Genomic DNA, 14,388 nt, shown 5'->3' with positions numbered 1-14,388 from the left:
GGCGTACTGGGTAGTGTCACGATGATCCTCTTCCTGTCTCCCGGCAAGCCTAGCCGCACCGGGAAGGCTGCCTCATCTCAGCCTGACAGACAGGGCCGGCCGCGCCGAGCGCCTGCAGGCCAAACTTCGGGTGCACACGTTGGGTGCGGAAGTGCGTTTCACAAACGCTGGTGAGCTCGACCTGGGGCAAGCCCGTCACATGCTCGCCGTGGGCCGCGAACTCCGCACTTACCTTGCAAGTCTGACATACCCCAAACGCCAGCCCGGGCGGCCTTCGCGCCGCGACCGCCGGGAGTACTCTCCCATCAGGTGCGCCGGGAAGTCTGGTCGGCAGGTCATGTCGTGCTGCGGCTTCTGGAGGCTCCGATGGGCGTTTCTGCCCTGCGCACCGAACATCTGTCCAAGCGGTACGGGCGGCTGCTCGCCCTCGATGGCCTCACCCTCGACGTCGCGGCGGGTGAGGTGTTCGGGTTTCTCGGCCCCAACGGCGCCGGAAAGTCAACGACGATCCGGCTGTTGCTCGGCCTTGCCCGACCCACCTCCGGACGGGCGTGGATCTTCGACACCGATGCCGCCGATGTCGCCGCGGCCCACCGCAGGCTCGCCTACGTGCCGGCGGATGCGGCGCTGTGGCCACGGATGACCGGCGCCGAGGTGCTGGACCTACTCGCCCGCGTCGGCCCCGGCACGGACACCGCCTACCGCGACGAGCTCATCCAACGGTTCGCGCTGGACGTGTCCAAACCTGCCGGCACCTACTCGACGGGCAACCGGCAGAAGGTCGCTCTGATCGCGGCGTTCGCCACCCGGGCGCCTCTGCTGGTGCTGGACGAGCCAACCAGCGGCCTGGACCCGCTCGTGGAACTACAGTTCCGGCAGGCGGTCGGGGTGGCCCGCGACAACGGGCAGACAGTGTTCCTCAGCTCCCACCAACTCGCCGAGGTCGAGGCCGTCTGCGACCGCGTCGGCATCCTGCGCGCCGGCGAGCTGGTGGAGGTGGCGTCCGTCGCACAGCTGCGCCGGCTGCACCACACCGAGGTTGCCGCGACATTCACCGGCACGCCACCGGACCTCGCTGGTGTCCTCGGCGTCGACGGCCTGCACCAAGACGGCGCCACTACCGTCCGGTTCACCCTGAGCGGCTCCCCCGACGCGGCGTTGCGCGCCCTCGCCGACGCTGACGTGGCGACGATCGTCGTCCGCGAGCAGAGCCTGGAGGAGATTTTCCTCGCCTACTACGGGCAGAACGCCCGATGATGGCGACCCCGGCGGCAGCGGCCCGCCCGCAGCGGGTGCTGAGAGGGCTCGCGGTGCGCCAGGTGCGCCGCGGTGCCCTGGTCGTAACCGCTGTGTGCGCGGGGATGTCCGCGCTGGTGGTTGTCGGCTACCGCAGCGAGGCACTGGATCCGGCCGCCCTGGCGGCGCTGGCCCGCAACCCCGCGATCCGCACCCTGTTCGGCGAACCGGTCGCGCTCGACCACGCGGGCGGGTTCACCGTGTGGCGCACGGGCACCGTCCTGGCCGTCCTGCTCGGAGTATGGGCGATGCTCGCCGCCACCCGGATCACCCGCGGTGAGGAGGACGCCGGCCGCTGGGGTTTGTTGCTGTCCGGCCGCATCACCCTCCCCGAGGCGGTCCGCCAGCACCTCGGTGTCCTGGCCGGCGTCCCGGTCCTCGTTGGAGCGGCGACCGCTGCGGCGATGATCGCGGCGGGAGTGGACGCCACCGGTTCGGCGTTGCACGGCACCGGCCTCGCTGCCATCGGGCTCTTCTTCGTCGCCGTCGGAGGCGTGACCGCGCAACTGTTCGTCAGCCGGTCGGCGGCCAACGGTGTCGCGGCGGCCGTCCTGGTCGTCGGGCTCCTCATGCGGATGGTCGGCGACGGTGTGCACGCGCTGGCCTGGCTCCGGTGGGTGTCCCCGTTCGGGCTGATGGCCATGACCCGCCCGTTCGACACCAATGGCGGGCTGCCGGTATCGGTGCTGGCGATCGCCGCAGTGCTACTACTGACCCTCGCGGGTCGGCTCGCGGCGCGGCGTGACGTCGGCGCGGCGATCCTTGCTACGACGGGCAGCCGGCCGGCGCGCACCGCGTTGCTCGGTTCGGTGCCGGCCTTCGCAATGCTACGCACGATGCGGCCGCTGGCCGCATGGTCGGCCGGGATCGGCGCGTACTTCCTGCTTCTGGGCCTGATCGCCCGCTCCATGACCGAATTCCTGACCGGCAACCCTGAGTTCGCAACGATGGCGGCCCAGGCCGGTTTTCCGGCGCTCGGCACGGTCGAGGGCTACGCGGCCACCCTGTTCGCGCTGCTGGCCGTGCCGGTCGGGGTGTTCGTCGCCGTGCGGCTCGCCGCCGTCGCCGCGGACGAGAATGCCCGGCGTCTCACCCTGCTACTGGCCGCACCGGTAACCCGGGTACGGCTGCTGGCCGCTGAGGCGGCCGTCGCTGGCTGCGCCGCGCTGGTCCTGATCACGGTCGCGGGCGCCGCCATGTGGGCCGGCACGGCCACCGTCCATGCCGGCCTCTCGGTCGGCGACGCCCTCGCCGGGGCCTGGAACGTCGTGCCGGTCGTCCTGCTGTGTCTGGGAGCTGCCGTCCTGGCGCTCGGATGGACACCGCGCGCCGTCGCGGCGATCGGCGCGCTGCCGGCCGCTGGCGGGTTCCTGTGGCAGGTCGTTGCCGACAGCATCGGCGCGCCTTTCTGGATGCGCGCGCTGTCCCCGTTCGCGCACCTGGCCGCGGTGCCGGCCACCGCACCTGCCTGGGTAGCGGCGGCGGTGATGGCCGGCATCGCTGCGGCAGGCCTGGCCGCCGGCACAGTCGGCTACCGCCGCCGTGACCTGTGTGCCTGAGCGGGGCCGCCGTCTCAACCGCCGCTCACCGCTCCAACGAGCGCAGCCGGTTGTTGACGTCGTGCACTCCCGGAGTGCACCAGGCAAGGGCGTGGGCCTCCGTGCTCACATCAGCGGACGTGATTACTCCCTCCAGGATGGCCACGCGGTTTTGCACTTCGATGCAGATGCGTTCGTGACGCAACCGGGGATCGCGCTGCATGCGCTCAAGCAGCTGGCAGGCCAGACGGGCATCATCAGAGGTCGGCCCGGTCTGGAACAGCGGTGGAGGGTCGTCGGGAAAGAACCAGGGGACGTAGGTCATCGTGCCTCCTCGCGGGTACTTCGGTGTTCTGGCGGCTCACGTCCGGCCGCCGGAACACCGGTCGGGGGTAGCCGGAACTCAGGGTTGGGTCCCGACCCGCGATCACCGCTTGGCCGCTCGGAGTAAGAACTACCGGTACTCGACGAACTTGCAGGTGGCCCAGGCCGGCTCGGGGTACATACCGCGCAGGCTCCACAGGTCGCTGCGGTCAGGGATGGTGGGAATCTGCTCGTGGTCGGTGGTGGTGCCGGCCAGCTTGTCGAGCCGGTTGCGCAGGCTCTCGCGGCGCCCGGCGATCGCGATGTTGTCCGTCAGGGCCGACTCGGTGAGCCACGAGACCGCGTCATTGTGCTCGGACGGGCCGAGCCCGGCGGCGGTGACGGCCTGCGCCGCGGCGGCGTCGAAGTCCTGCCAGAACTCGTGCGAGCCGACGCCACACGGCCACCAGTCGAGGTAGCTGTCCTGGTCGGTGATCGGCTGCCGCCCACTGATGAGCGCAGCTACCTCGGAGAAACCGGTCGAGGTGTACCAGTCGGCCAGCTCGACGCGCCCGAGCCAGTCAGTCAGTCGCCACCACGCGTCCCGCTTCGGGCGGGCGCAGGCCGCCGCGTGGGCCAGCTGCAGCACCACGGGACGCAAGTCGTCGGCGACCGTGTCGTACAGGTCCACACCCCAAGCCTCGAGGACCGGCGAGTGGTGCAGGTCGCCGGAATGCACGCCGACGGGCAGGCTCAGCGCCTCGGCGTAGGCGGCCACAAACGGATGGGCATCACCGGGTGTCTCGTCGTCGAGCACGACCAGGCGGCCGGTGAGGGTGCGATGGATCGGCACGTTGAGCTTGCCGTTCTTGGCCCAGTTGTAGGCGGTACGAGTGCAGCCATCAGGCGGCTCAGTGGGCTGATCGAGGCCGCACCGGCGTGTCCCGCGATCGTCTAGCAGTTCCTGGTCGGCAGCGGCGCCAGAGTCCGGTCTCTGGCCGGCCGCTGATCGGCCCGGTGCAGCGATCGTGGCATCGGCCGCGTGACCCGGGCATCTCCAAGAGTGCGAAGCGGCCCCGGCACGGACGAACGTCCATGCCGGGGCCGCCCGCAACGCCTAACTGTCCAGATTCCACTCGGCGGCGACCCGCTTGACCAGGTCGTCGAAGGAAGGCATGTCCCGTGCCTTCGCGTCCGGATCGAGGAACCCGGTGAGGCCCTCCTCCACCGACTGGTAGTACCCGGCCGCCGAGTACGGGATGTGCTCCGGATCCTGCACCGTCGTGACGAAGACGAACCGGGTGCCGCCGCGTTCCGATGTCACCTCGAACGTCAGCGACTCCTTCTGCCAGGTGAACGCGATCAGCCGACCCGGTTCCACCTCGAGGATCTTGCCCGGTTCCGGGTCACCGTCGGGGAATCGCAGTTCGAGCGTGCTGCCCGGCGTGAGCTCGCCGTACTCCACCGCGCAGGCGAACCACGCGGACATCTCCTCGCTGTCGGTCAGCGCCTGCCACACCCGCTCGACCCGGGTGTCGTAGTGGCGTTCCAGGCGCAGCCGGTCGTCACCCTTGCCGCCGCGCTGCAGGCGCATGTCGGTCGGGAACTCGTCGTCGCTCGGGAAGCGAAGCTCGGTCACTGTTTCTCCCTCGTGTCGTGTGCTCATGCGGGGGTGCGCAGGATCTGGCGGTAGTGCTCGACCACCGCGGGGTCCAGCGACTGCTCCGGCGTACGCACCGGTTGCCCGGCCAGGTAGTCGCAGAGCTGACGCAGTCCGGTGTGCCAGCCGGCGGCGCAGTGCGCCAGGTACTCCGGCTTCTCGACGGTGGTCTCCAGGGTCAGGACCGCCGCATCGCCGTCCGGCTCCACCTGCCAGCGCACGATGTCAGCGTCCCAGGTGAACGCGATCGTCCGGCCCTCGTCGAACTCCAGCACTTCTCCGAACGCCGGCGGCTCGCCGGGGGCCAGGAACGTCACCTTCCCGCCCCTGCGGGGTTCCAACCGTAGCCGCGTCGGCGCCCACCAGGTGCTGATCTCCTCCGAGTCGCTGACCGCCACAGCCGGCCGGATAGCCGCGGCGCAGCCTCAGCAAGGCCGGTCGCCGTCCAGCCGTGCGGTAGCCGCGATGTCCGTACCCGATGTCATTGAGCCAATTTCATCCTGCGTGGCGGTCGGCTTCGACGTGGTGCAGGACAAGGATGGCTTGCACGATCGCGGTGGCTCGGCGTGGGCAGCAGCGCAGCTTGACCAGGATTTTCCAGGTCTTGAGTGTGGCGATCGCGCGTTCGCCTCGGGCGCGGATCTTCGCGTGGGCCCGGTTGACGGCCTTCTGCCGGCGTGACAGCTTCGGCCGGAAGCGGTGCCGCTTGAACGGGGTGCGCACGCTGCCGGGGGCACCTTGATAGCCCTTGGCCGGTTCGGCCGGCCAGGGGCACCGATGAAGGCGTGAGCTGAAGGCATCCCGGTCCGATTGAGGACTACTCGATTATTCGCGGCGATGGCTATGCGTAACGTCACGGAATGCAGCCGAACCATCTACCCACCGAGCAGACTTCTCGGCCTCCGCTGGTGCCCGTCCGATCCGGTGCCCCCACGGTGCCCGTCCATTCCGACGAGCCGACCCGCCCTCGCGGGGACGCCGCCGCTGACCCTGCACGAGCGCAACTACCGGTCCCGCTCCCGGATCAGACGCTGTCCGCGCGTCTGGCGCACTGGCTCGCGGCCGAGCAGGTGGTCGCCGAGGTGGTGAGAGCTCTCGAAACCAGATACGGCATGCCACTGACGGTGGTTCTTCTCCACACGCCCGTCGGCAGCGAATACGTGCCGGGCACCAACACCATCGTCCTGTCCCCGAAGTACGCCACGCCAGAGCTCGTCGCCGTCGCGGACAAGCTGATCCTGTACCGGTTGGCCACGGCATCCGAGCACCTCGGCGTGAACACACTCGACGAGGAGGCGCTTCGGAGGCACAACGACGTGCAACAACGGCTGTGGCGGTTGGCAAACCCGCCTCAGAATCCGCCGCCCGCGGACGTCTACCGGTTCTATCACGGCACCAACCGGTCCAACTATTACGGCGACGGCATCCGGGCCACGGGGCTGATGCCGGGCAAAGCCGGCAGCGACATCGGTTGCAAACGCTGGGAGAAGCACGACGTCGCCAGCGAGAGCAAGGACCAGGGCTGGAACACCGTCACCCTCGACTACGACCTGGCACTGTCCTACGCCCGGCAACACACCGAATGGGCCATGGGGAAGAAACGCCGCGAGCCGACCCTGCGCGACGTCGCCCACGAGGGCGGGCTCGTCCTCGCCTTCGACATGCCGAAGAACCACGTCAACGGCAACGACGCGTGGCGCCACGACCGCAGCGGCGACGCGAACAACTTCCAGACCAAGGAAGAGATACCGGCGGAGAGAGTCGTGGTGGTAGAGGAGTTGGGTATCCCCGGGCCGTTGACGGCCGTCGCGCCACCGCCGAGATCCACCCAGGCCCCGAAGGCCACGAGCAACTCGGCGCCGGGCACCAGGCGACGCCTCTACCCAGGATCGCAAGTCGGGAAGTGATCTCGTACTCCAGCTGACGAGAGCTGAGACGCTCCGCTAGGGCACCACCCGGAGGACGCTTCCCCCACTGACCCTCGCGGCGCCGTCGACCATGGAGGCGCCGGGGTTGTAGTAACCCGGCGCCTCCCTACCGGAGGGCGCCGCACTGAGGCTTTCCGCGCAACAACTGCACGGCCGAGCGGGCGACGCCATCGATCAGGCCGAGACAGCAGGCCCCGGCCGGCCAACGCCGCGGGCCAGCCGGGTCATGATCTCCGAGGAGTGGCTTCAGGCCAAAAAGAGGATTTCGCCGAGATTCTGCTGATCACTGAGGGGCTGACGGGCTGGGCCTGAAGCACCGTCGAGGCTCGTGGTGTACCAGCCAGTGGAGTCGTTGATCGCCACCCGTTTTCTGTCGGGAGCGGGCAGGACCCTCGGTCGGACAGCCTCACTCGCCGGCGCGACCTGCTTGACCGTCACCGTGCCCGCAGGCACGTCGACCGTAGCCAGGGCGACGCTCCCGTAATACTGGCGTCTCGTCTCAGCCGTGAACCCCTATCCCTCAAGCTCTGGCCTCCACGCTACGAGGGGAAGGGCAGTCTGCCCCGCCGACGCGAGTCACGAGTGGGAGGCCCCGGTGATGGTCCGGTCGTCCGGTACGGGGTGCCCGACGTGCTCGACAGCCGGCACGTCAGCGATCGAGACTGCGCTCGCCGAGGCTATGAAGACACTGATCCCCGCGACACGGCAAGATGCCCGAATCGCGCGATCGGGCGGCGGGCCGGCCTGGCGGGTTGATGTGCTGACCGTCGTAGCCGAGCGACCTCTGGTTGTTGAGTACGACGGAGAGTACTGGCATCGAGACAAGGCCGCCCTGGATCTCGAGAAGGCAGCCGACCTACTGACCTCCGGGCATCTCGTCGTCCGTGTCCGCGAGAACGACCTACCCGACTTACCCATCGAGCATCCACATCTGCTCCAGACCCGACATCGGCCGCAGTTCGAGACGGTGTCGCCGCTGGCAGCCAGCATCGTCAACTGGGCTCGGTCGACACTGGCTCGGTAGCGGGTTGCTGTCCTTCATGCGCAACGCATCTGCCATGTTGAGGGGCGAGCCGTGAAACTGGAGACGTTAGAGCAAGTCCGAGCCGCTGGCCAGGCTGAATCGTGTCCTTCTCGGTGGTTGAGCGCCCCGTCTTTGAGGTAGCCGTTCATTTGGGATCGGAGCTGACTGGCGTTGGTGTTGTCCGCTGAGCTGGGCCCGGGCGCGCGCCGAACGCCGGTCAGAGCAGTGTCAGCTCGAAGCACCCCCACCCGTCGCCGGCCTGCGCGACGAGCTTCCACGTTCCGGCGGCCGGCAACGGGATGCCGCTGGGGTACATCGCCTGCCCGGCGTCGTTGGTCGCCAGCGAGCCGGCGCTGTAGGTCTCGGTGCGGCCGCCGGAGGTCGCGGTCACGGTGAGCGCGGCGTTGAGCTGGGGGCGGGCCGGCAGCCAGAACAGCTTGCCCAGGTCGGGGCCGAGGTCAGGATGCCATTGCCGGCGGTACTCGACGAAGTCCCCGGCGATGAAGTCGCCCGAGCGCACCAGCGTGGCGTCGCCGGGCACCGCGACGCACTCGCGCCGGGCGCTGCCGGGCAGGCTCTGCTGGAAGGCCGGCACCGGCGGCGACGCGGCCGGCGACGACGGCACCGGCGCCGACCCGGCCGGCGAGGTCGGGCCGGCGGCGGGCGGGGCTGGTGCAGTACACCCGCAGAGCACCAGTGCCACGACGAACAGCGGGATTGCTCGCACAGCGTTGCCTCTCTCCTCAGGCGGCTGGGGTCCAGATCGAGACCCGGCCGCTCCAACAGGCCATGAGCGTCGCGGTCGTGATGCATTGCGTCGGCGGGGAGGCGGCCCGGCCCAGCACGTGCACCGCTCCGGTCGCGGGGTCGAGCGCGCCGATCAGCGGCGTCCGGGCGGCGGTGACCAGGAGGTCACCGGCGGCGGTACTGCCGAGCACCGACCAGCCGTCGAAGCGCACGTCGACCCGCCCGGTCGCGGCGTCGAGAACCAGGCCGCCCGGCGTGGACCGGGTGGCGAGCATGCGGCCGTCGCCGAGCGGGCCCAGCGCGGTCCAGCCGGCCAGCCGCCACCGCACGCCGCCGGTGTCCGGGTCCAGCGCGGTGACGCCGTCGGCGCCGGTGCGGCACACCAGGCCGCCGCACCACTGGAGCTGAACACCGTCCGGCTCGGCCGGGTGCTGCCACAGCTGCCGGCCGGTCGTCAGGTCGAACACGGCGCCGCCCACCAGCTCCCCCTGGTCGGCCCGGTACGCCAGCACCCGATCCGCGGCAACGTCGAAGCCGTCGACCTTCCCGGGCCGCTCAAGCGTGACGGTCCGCACGAGCGCGCCGGTGTCGGCGCGATGCACCCGCAGTACCCCTTCGGCGTCGAGCTCGGCGATCGTGACGCGCAGGTCGGCCGCGTCGGAGCCGACCGGGTCGATGGCCCGGGTGGTGCCGGGCGCCGCCGGCAGGGTCCAGCGCACCGTACCGGTGCGGATGTCGATGCCGGCCAGGTCGGGCCGGTCGGCCCGGGTGCCGCGGAGGTCGGCGACGACGACACCGTCGGCGCCGGCCGTGCCGTGCAGGACCGGTGCGTAGCCGCCGACCTGCCACACCGGCACGCCGGTGCCGGCGTCCAGCGCGGTGAGCGTGGCCGGCTCGGCCTCGGCGATCACCACCCGGCCCCGTTCGGCGGCGACGAGCTGCGCGGCGCCGGTGACCGGTACGGCCCACCGCTGCCGGCCGCCGGGCACCTCGTAGGCAGCGACGACGGACGGGGCCAGCACGAAGACGGTGTGGCCGTCGGAGCGGACGTCGACGGTACCGTCGGGCGGCAGGACCAGCGAAGGCTTCAACGGTGCCGCAGCTTCGGCCCCGCCCGCGAACGCCAGCACGCCGACGGCCACCAGGGCCGGGAGCCAGCGCCTCGTCCCGGGCGGGGCAGGGTCGGCGGTGGCGTCCAGGTCGATCACGGCGGCGGACGGCATGCGGTCAGCGTCTCACGAACCGGATGTGTTGGACCCGGTGCGGCATTTGCGAGCTTTTCACCACCGGACTAATTACGGTTCTCAATATTGATGCTCATGATGCGACACCGTACCGTCCACGACATGACGGTGACGGGGCCCGTGCTTGCGGTGGCTGTCGGCGTCCTCGCCGCGATGTTCGTCGCCAGCGGGGTCCCGAAACTGCGCCGGCCCTTCGACAGCGCCCTCGCCATGGTCCGCTTCGGCGTGCTCAAGCGGATTCGTCCGGTCGCCGGGCGAGCGCTCGGCGGAGCCGAGGTCCTGCTCGGTGTCGCCCTCGTGGCGAGCCCGAGCCCGCGCTGGCCGGCCCTCGCCGGGGTCGCCCTGCTCGCCGTGTTCACCACGCTGGTCGCGGTGGCCCTGGCCCGCGGGCGGTCGTTCGAGTGCGCGTGTTTCGGTACCGGTGAACGAATCTCATGGGCCACAGTCGCGCGCAACGTGGTGTACATCGCGGCGGCCTCCGGTGTCGCCGCCGCGAGCCAACCCCCGGCCGACCGGCTGCTCGGGCTGCTCGCCGGGGTGCTCATCGTGTGCGGCTACCTGGTGTTGAGCACCATGGCGACCCTGCGGCCGTTCGCCACCACCCTCGACGGAAGCGGAGCGGCCGATGGGTGAGGTGACGCTGCTGGCCGTCGCCGCGGTCTGGCTCGTGCTGCTGGGGTTCGGTGCGCTCGTCGTACGCCGGGAGCTGGAGCTGCTCACCGACCGGGTCGACAGCATCGGCCGCACGCCGATGGACGGGCTGGCGGTCGGCTCGTTCGCGCCCCGCGTGCCGGGCCTCGGCCGCGACGACGTCGTGCTGTTCCTGTTCGGCGACTGCTCGTCGTGCCATGAGGTCATCGACGCGGTCCGGCACAGCCTGCTGCCCGAACTGTTCCTCTGCGTCGTCAATGACGGTACCGTGCCCGGGTCCGGCGACAGCGTCGTGGCGAGCCTGCCGGCCGGCGTCCGCCGGGTCACCGGAGCCGACGCCCGCGGTGCGCTGGAACGGTTTCAGGTGCACTCGGCGCCGTTCGGGGTCGCGCTCGTCGACGGGATCGTCGCGGCCAAGGGCACCCTGCACGAGACCGGCGAGCTGGACCGGCTGGCCAAGATCGTGAACCGGCGCCGGCAGCTGCCGCTCATCGACGCCCCCGACGCCGGGCACCGACACGACCATGAGCACGAGCCCGCGCAGTGAGACTGCTGACCGCAGCCGCTGGCGCGGCCCTCGGCGCCGGCCTCGCGGTGTGGGCCGGCGCGAACCCGTTCTGGCTGCTGCTCATCGCGGCGGTCGCCGTCGGCCTGGCCCAGCAGGCCCTGCCTTGAGGACCCAACGTGGTCGTGATGATCACACGCGCCCGCGTGTCCGGGTGCTTCGGCTCACTGACGGTTGCCGGTGTCGTCCTGCTGGGCGCGGCGATCACCGCCGGCCTGCTCGCCGGCGGCGTGATCGGCCTCGCCGGGGCCCTGCTCGACCCGGTGACCCGGCTGCTGCTGGCCGGGCTGGCGGCGGTGACCGTCCTGCTGGGAGCTGCCCGGCGGCGGCTGCCGTGGCAGCTCGACCGGGAGACCGACCGGCGCTGGCTGGCGCATGAGGACTGGCGTACGGCCGCATACAACGGCTTCGCGCTCGGGCTCGGGTTCACCACGCGCATCGGGTACTGGCTGTTCTACCTCTTGCCGCTCGCCGCGTTCGCGATCGGCGACCCGCGGCTGTCGGCGCTGGGCTGGGCGGCCTACGCGGCCAGCCGGGTCGGCGGCTCGCTGCTGGTCTGGCGGGCCGGGCTGCAGATCGCCGGGCGCGGCCTGATCACACCGCTGCGCGCCGTCACCGACGCGGCCGCGTTCGTCGCGCTGGGCGGCCTGCTCATCATCACCTTGGTCATTCCCCTACGGGATCAGCTGCCCTGAGGCGACTCGGGGCCATGACAGAAAGGAGCGGATCGTGGGCGTTCCATGGTCCAGGCGCAAACTGCTCATCACCGGCTCGGCCGCCGCGGCCGGCGGGGCGGCGGCGGTCGCCGTGGCCTCCCCAGCCGACGCGGCGCCACCACCGGCCCCCGGCATCAACGTCGTCGAAGCGGTTACGGGCAGGCAGGTGTCCGTCCGGGCCCGCACGGCCCCGGCCGACCGGCCCCGCCAGTTCGACGGCGCGCTGCGGAGCCTCGAGGCGCAGGCCCTCCCCTACGGCTGGGCCCTGCGCGGTGGCGACCTCGTGCTCGTCGAGGATTCCACCGGTACCGCCATCGCCGTCCCACTGCACCGCGAGGTCAACGGCCGGGTCGCCAAGGTCGCCGCGGACGCGATCACCGTCGACGGCCAGCAGATCCGGCTCGACCCGCGGACGCTGCTCTACGTCGGCGAAGCCGTGGAGCCACTCGTCGGCTTTACCGCCCACCACCTCCGGGCCGGCGACTCGGTCGCCCTGCAGTGCCTGGACAACCGGCGCGACGGCACCCTCACCGTGCACTTCATGCGCCTCCTGGCCCGGGCCTGATGGTGCGCGTGGTCGCCATCGCGCTCGTCGCGATGTGCGTCGTGCTCACCGTCGCGTTCCTCGCCGCCCTCCGCGGCGTCGCCGAGCTGCGCCTGCGCCTAGCCCAGGACGACGGCGCGGCGGGGCCACCCAAACTGGTCATCGGGAGGCGGCTGCCGGACTCCGTCGTCGAGGCGCTGGCAGGCCTGGGCGAGCTCGGGCCGCGGTCGCTGGTCGTGCTGCTGTCGACCACGTGCGGCTCGTGCCTGCGGCTGGCCGGCGAGCTCGGCCGGGTGCAGGCGCCACTGGTCGCCTGCGTCATCGGCGAGCCAGGCCCGACGGCCGACGACGTCCGCGCGTCGGTACCGGCCGGGGTGCCGGTCATCGCCGGCGACGTGGCCCGGCAGATCCGCACCGACCTCAACCTCCACACCTTCCCGACGGCGATCGCGCAGCGCGACGGCTACATCGTCGCGACCGGCCAGGGCAGCGGCGCGGACACGGCCGCGAACCTCGACCACCTGTGGCGGCAGGCCGTCCACGCAACCAAGGAGGCACACGCATGATCCAGGAGCGCATCCGCACCACCCAGCTGACCCGCAACCGCTTCCTGGCCTTCGCCGGCACCTCGATGGTCGCCGCCGCCGTGGGGGCCTGGTTCCCGGGCCGGGCCGAGGCGGCCGTCCCCAACGGCTGCCGCGGCCTCGACGGCTGCCCGTGCTGCACCGGCTCCGGCTGCTGCGCGAAGAACTGCAAGGGCCTCACCATCTGCGGCGGCGCCCACTGCTGGCGCACCTGCGCCTACGAGGGCTCGACGCTGGTGAGCTTCAACTGCTGCGACTACAAGTACACCAACAGCTCCGGCGGTACGAGCAACTGCATCTGCCGCGAGAACTGGGGCTCCTGCTGACACCCGACCAGGCCCGGGGCCGCCGCTGCTGAGGCCCCGGGCCCGCCGATCCTGTGGGCCCGGGGCCCGCCGGATCGCGGCAGGGCGGGGATTTTGAGTAGGCCTGTGACCATCAGACCGCGGCCGGTTTCGATTCCGATCGGGATCGAACGCCGGTTGCGGCGCACCGCAGCAAGGGCGGCCAGAAGTTGGGCCAGGCCGTTCGCGTCGTCCGTCAGGCGTAGCTGGCTAACGAGCTGACCAGCCTCGTCGACCACAGCGATGTCGTGGTGGCACTCACCCCAGTCCAGGCCCGCGTAGTATTTCGTGATCGTCCAGTTCGGCGAAGGAGTGAGGTCGTAGAGCTGGTCGGGCGAAAAGCTGCGTGGACAAGGTCGAGCGGGGAGTCCGCACCCTCGATCGGCTCTCGACGATCGAGACGGTCGCCGGAGCGCTCGGCGTCGCCCCAGCCGCGCTGCTCGCCGGCAGGGCCCCGCAGCGACCTTGCGGGTGCCGAAAGCCCCGTCCGTCCTGTTCACAACCTTGATCACTGAGAGAGCCGAACTCACCTGCAGCCTTGAGCCCGCCCGGTCCTGACGCGGCGAGTGATCGGCGTTGTGCGGTGCGCGAGGATGACCTGTTGTGCTGCTGCGACTGGCCTACCTTGGCGTAACCAACACTCTCGCGCTGCTGCGGCTGCTGCCGTTGAGCGACCGGGACAAGGATGCCGAGATCCTCGTGCTGCGTCACCAGGTCGCCGTCCTGCAGCGGCAACTGCATGGCGAGAGGGTCCGGTTCACCCCGGCTGACCGGGCGTGGCTTGCCGCGGTGCTCCACCGGCTACCGCGCGCCGTGCTCCGCGACCTGCGGCTGCTGGTTCGCCCGGAGACCGTGCTGGGCTGGCACCGTGACCTGATCGCCCGCAGGCACGCCAAAATGTCCCGACCCCGGCGGTCCGGACGGCCACGCACCGTACGGTCGATCCGCCGGCTGGTGCTGCGCCTGGCCCGCGAGAACACCACGTGGGGGTACCGCCGTATCCACGGCGAACTGCTCGTCCTGGGGGTGAAGGTCGCTGCTTCCACCGTCTGGGAGATCCTGCAGCAGGCCGGGATCGACCCGGCGCCCCAGCGCACAGCCACCACTTGGGCAACGTTCTTGCGCTCCCAGGCGCAGGTCATCATCGCCGCCGACTTCTTCGAAACCACCACCCTGACCGGCGCCCGGCTCTACGTCCTTGCGGTTATCGAACACGCCACCCGCCGCGTCCGCGTTCTCGGTGC

General features: G+C 71.0%; 18 protein-coding genes and 2 pseudogenes. 12 read left to right on the top strand and 8 right to left on the bottom strand.

The window, feature by feature from the left end; all coding sequences use genetic code 11:
* Window positions 1-366: 366 nt before the first annotated feature.
* Window positions 367-1,257: an ABC transporter ATP-binding protein gene (locus ACFY2Q_RS29200; protein ID WP_387135825.1), complete on the top strand. Its 891-nt coding sequence runs from the start codon at window positions 367-369 to the stop codon at window positions 1,255-1,257.
* Window positions 1,254-2,855, top strand: a complete 1,602-nt coding sequence (locus ACFY2Q_RS29195) for a hypothetical protein (protein ID WP_387135823.1) — start codon at window positions 1,254-1,256, stop codon at window positions 2,853-2,855. The genes ACFY2Q_RS29200 and ACFY2Q_RS29195 overlap by 4 nt, the downstream gene beginning before the upstream one ends.
* A 25-nt stretch (window positions 2,856-2,880) precedes the next feature.
* On the opposite strand, the gene ACFY2Q_RS29190 is transcribed toward ACFY2Q_RS29195, so the two are convergent.
* The 5 genes and pseudogenes from ACFY2Q_RS29190 to ACFY2Q_RS29170 form a co-directional block, all read right to left on the bottom strand.
* Window positions 2,881-3,159 (bottom strand): BON domain-containing protein, encoded by a 279-nt coding sequence (locus tag ACFY2Q_RS29190; protein ID WP_387135821.1) that lies wholly within the window; start codon window positions 3,157-3,159, stop codon window positions 2,881-2,883.
* Window positions 3,160-3,288: 129 nt separating this feature from the next.
* Window positions 3,289-3,990 (bottom strand): hypothetical protein, encoded by a 702-nt coding sequence (locus ACFY2Q_RS29185; RefSeq protein WP_387135829.1) that lies wholly within the window; start codon window positions 3,988-3,990, stop codon window positions 3,289-3,291.
* A 264-nt stretch (window positions 3,991-4,254) separates the two neighbouring features.
* A complete protein-coding gene (locus tag ACFY2Q_RS29180) occupies window positions 4,255-4,776 on the bottom strand; it encodes an SRPBCC domain-containing protein (protein WP_387135819.1) in 522 nt (173 codons plus the stop codon).
* A gap of 23 nt (window positions 4,777-4,799) precedes the next feature.
* Window positions 4,800-5,195, bottom strand: coding sequence for an SRPBCC domain-containing protein (locus ACFY2Q_RS29175; protein ID WP_387135817.1), 396 nt, complete (start codon window positions 5,193-5,195; stop codon window positions 4,800-4,802).
* Between the two features lie 97 nt (window positions 5,196-5,292).
* Window positions 5,293-5,547 (bottom strand): annotated as a pseudogene (locus tag ACFY2Q_RS29170) (transposase family protein); the annotation flags it as partial.
* Between the two features lie 185 nt (window positions 5,548-5,732).
* Here ACFY2Q_RS29170 and ACFY2Q_RS29165 point away from each other — a divergent pair.
* Window positions 5,733-6,704 carry a hypothetical protein gene (locus tag ACFY2Q_RS29165; RefSeq protein ID WP_387135815.1) on the top strand — a complete coding sequence of 324 codons (972 nt, stop codon included), beginning with the start codon at window positions 5,733-5,735 and terminating at the stop codon, window positions 6,702-6,704.
* Between the two features lie 700 nt (window positions 6,705-7,404).
* The gene (locus ACFY2Q_RS29160) at window positions 7,405-7,749 is read left to right on the top strand and encodes a hypothetical protein (protein WP_387135812.1); all 345 of its coding nucleotides are present in this window, start codon (window positions 7,405-7,407) and stop codon (window positions 7,747-7,749) included.
* Between the two features lie 217 nt (window positions 7,750-7,966).
* Here ACFY2Q_RS29160 and ACFY2Q_RS29155 read toward each other — a convergent pair whose 3' ends face one another.
* The gene (locus tag ACFY2Q_RS29155; protein WP_387135810.1) at window positions 7,967-8,476 is read right to left on the bottom strand and encodes a hypothetical protein; all 510 of its coding nucleotides are present in this window, start codon (window positions 8,474-8,476) and stop codon (window positions 7,967-7,969) included.
* A gap of 16 nt (window positions 8,477-8,492) precedes the next feature.
* Entirely contained in the window at window positions 8,493-9,719 is a 1,227-nt protein-coding gene (locus ACFY2Q_RS29150) for a PQQ-binding-like beta-propeller repeat protein (protein WP_387135808.1), read from the bottom strand.
* A 123-nt stretch (window positions 9,720-9,842) separates the two neighbouring features.
* On the opposite strand from ACFY2Q_RS29150, the gene ACFY2Q_RS29145 reads away from it, so the two are divergent.
* The 7 genes from ACFY2Q_RS29145 to ACFY2Q_RS29115 are packed head-to-tail and all read left to right on the top strand — an operon-like array spanning window position 9,843 to window position 13,126.
* Window positions 9,843-10,373: a MauE/DoxX family redox-associated membrane protein gene (locus tag ACFY2Q_RS29145; RefSeq protein ID WP_387135806.1), complete on the top strand. Its 531-nt coding sequence runs from the start codon at window positions 9,843-9,845 to the stop codon at window positions 10,371-10,373.
* A complete protein-coding gene (locus tag ACFY2Q_RS29140; protein WP_387135804.1) occupies window positions 10,366-10,938 on the top strand; it encodes a hypothetical protein in 573 nt (190 codons plus the stop codon). Before ACFY2Q_RS29145 ends, ACFY2Q_RS29140 begins: the two co-directional genes overlap by 8 nt.
* Window positions 10,935-11,066: a hypothetical protein gene (locus ACFY2Q_RS29135; RefSeq protein WP_354992424.1), complete on the top strand. Its 132-nt coding sequence runs from the start codon at window positions 10,935-10,937 to the stop codon at window positions 11,064-11,066. The genes ACFY2Q_RS29140 and ACFY2Q_RS29135 overlap by 4 nt, the downstream gene beginning before the upstream one ends.
* 18 nt (window positions 11,067-11,084) lie before the next feature.
* The gene (locus ACFY2Q_RS29130; protein ID WP_354992425.1) at window positions 11,085-11,651 is read left to right on the top strand and encodes a hypothetical protein; all 567 of its coding nucleotides are present in this window, start codon (window positions 11,085-11,087) and stop codon (window positions 11,649-11,651) included.
* Between the two features lie 34 nt (window positions 11,652-11,685).
* Window positions 11,686-12,237, top strand: a complete 552-nt coding sequence (locus ACFY2Q_RS29125; protein WP_387135801.1) for a hypothetical protein — start codon at window positions 11,686-11,688, stop codon at window positions 12,235-12,237.
* A complete protein-coding gene (locus tag ACFY2Q_RS29120; RefSeq protein WP_387135799.1) occupies window positions 12,237-12,782 on the top strand; it encodes a hypothetical protein in 546 nt (181 codons plus the stop codon). The genes ACFY2Q_RS29125 and ACFY2Q_RS29120 overlap by 1 nt, the downstream gene beginning before the upstream one ends.
* Entirely contained in the window at window positions 12,779-13,126 is a 348-nt protein-coding gene (locus tag ACFY2Q_RS29115) for a hypothetical protein (protein ID WP_387135797.1), read from the top strand. The genes ACFY2Q_RS29120 and ACFY2Q_RS29115 overlap by 4 nt, the downstream gene beginning before the upstream one ends.
* Here ACFY2Q_RS29115 and ACFY2Q_RS29110 read toward each other — a convergent pair.
* Entirely contained in the window at window positions 13,057-13,644 is a 588-nt protein-coding gene (locus ACFY2Q_RS29110) for a transposase (RefSeq protein ID WP_387135827.1), read from the bottom strand. The two genes, ACFY2Q_RS29115 and ACFY2Q_RS29110, sit on opposite strands and share 70 nt — an antisense overlap.
* 103 nt (window positions 13,645-13,747) lie before the next feature.
* Between ACFY2Q_RS29110 and ACFY2Q_RS29105 the strand changes: the two are divergent.
* Window positions 13,748-14,388, top strand: a pseudogene (locus ACFY2Q_RS29105) (integrase); the annotation flags it as partial.

This window comes from Micromonospora sp. NPDC000316 (assembly GCF_042898885.1).
Taxonomy (GTDB): Bacteria; Actinomycetota; Actinomycetes; order Mycobacteriales; family Micromonosporaceae; genus Micromonospora.
This window is presented reverse-complemented; position numbering and strand designations above follow the sequence as displayed.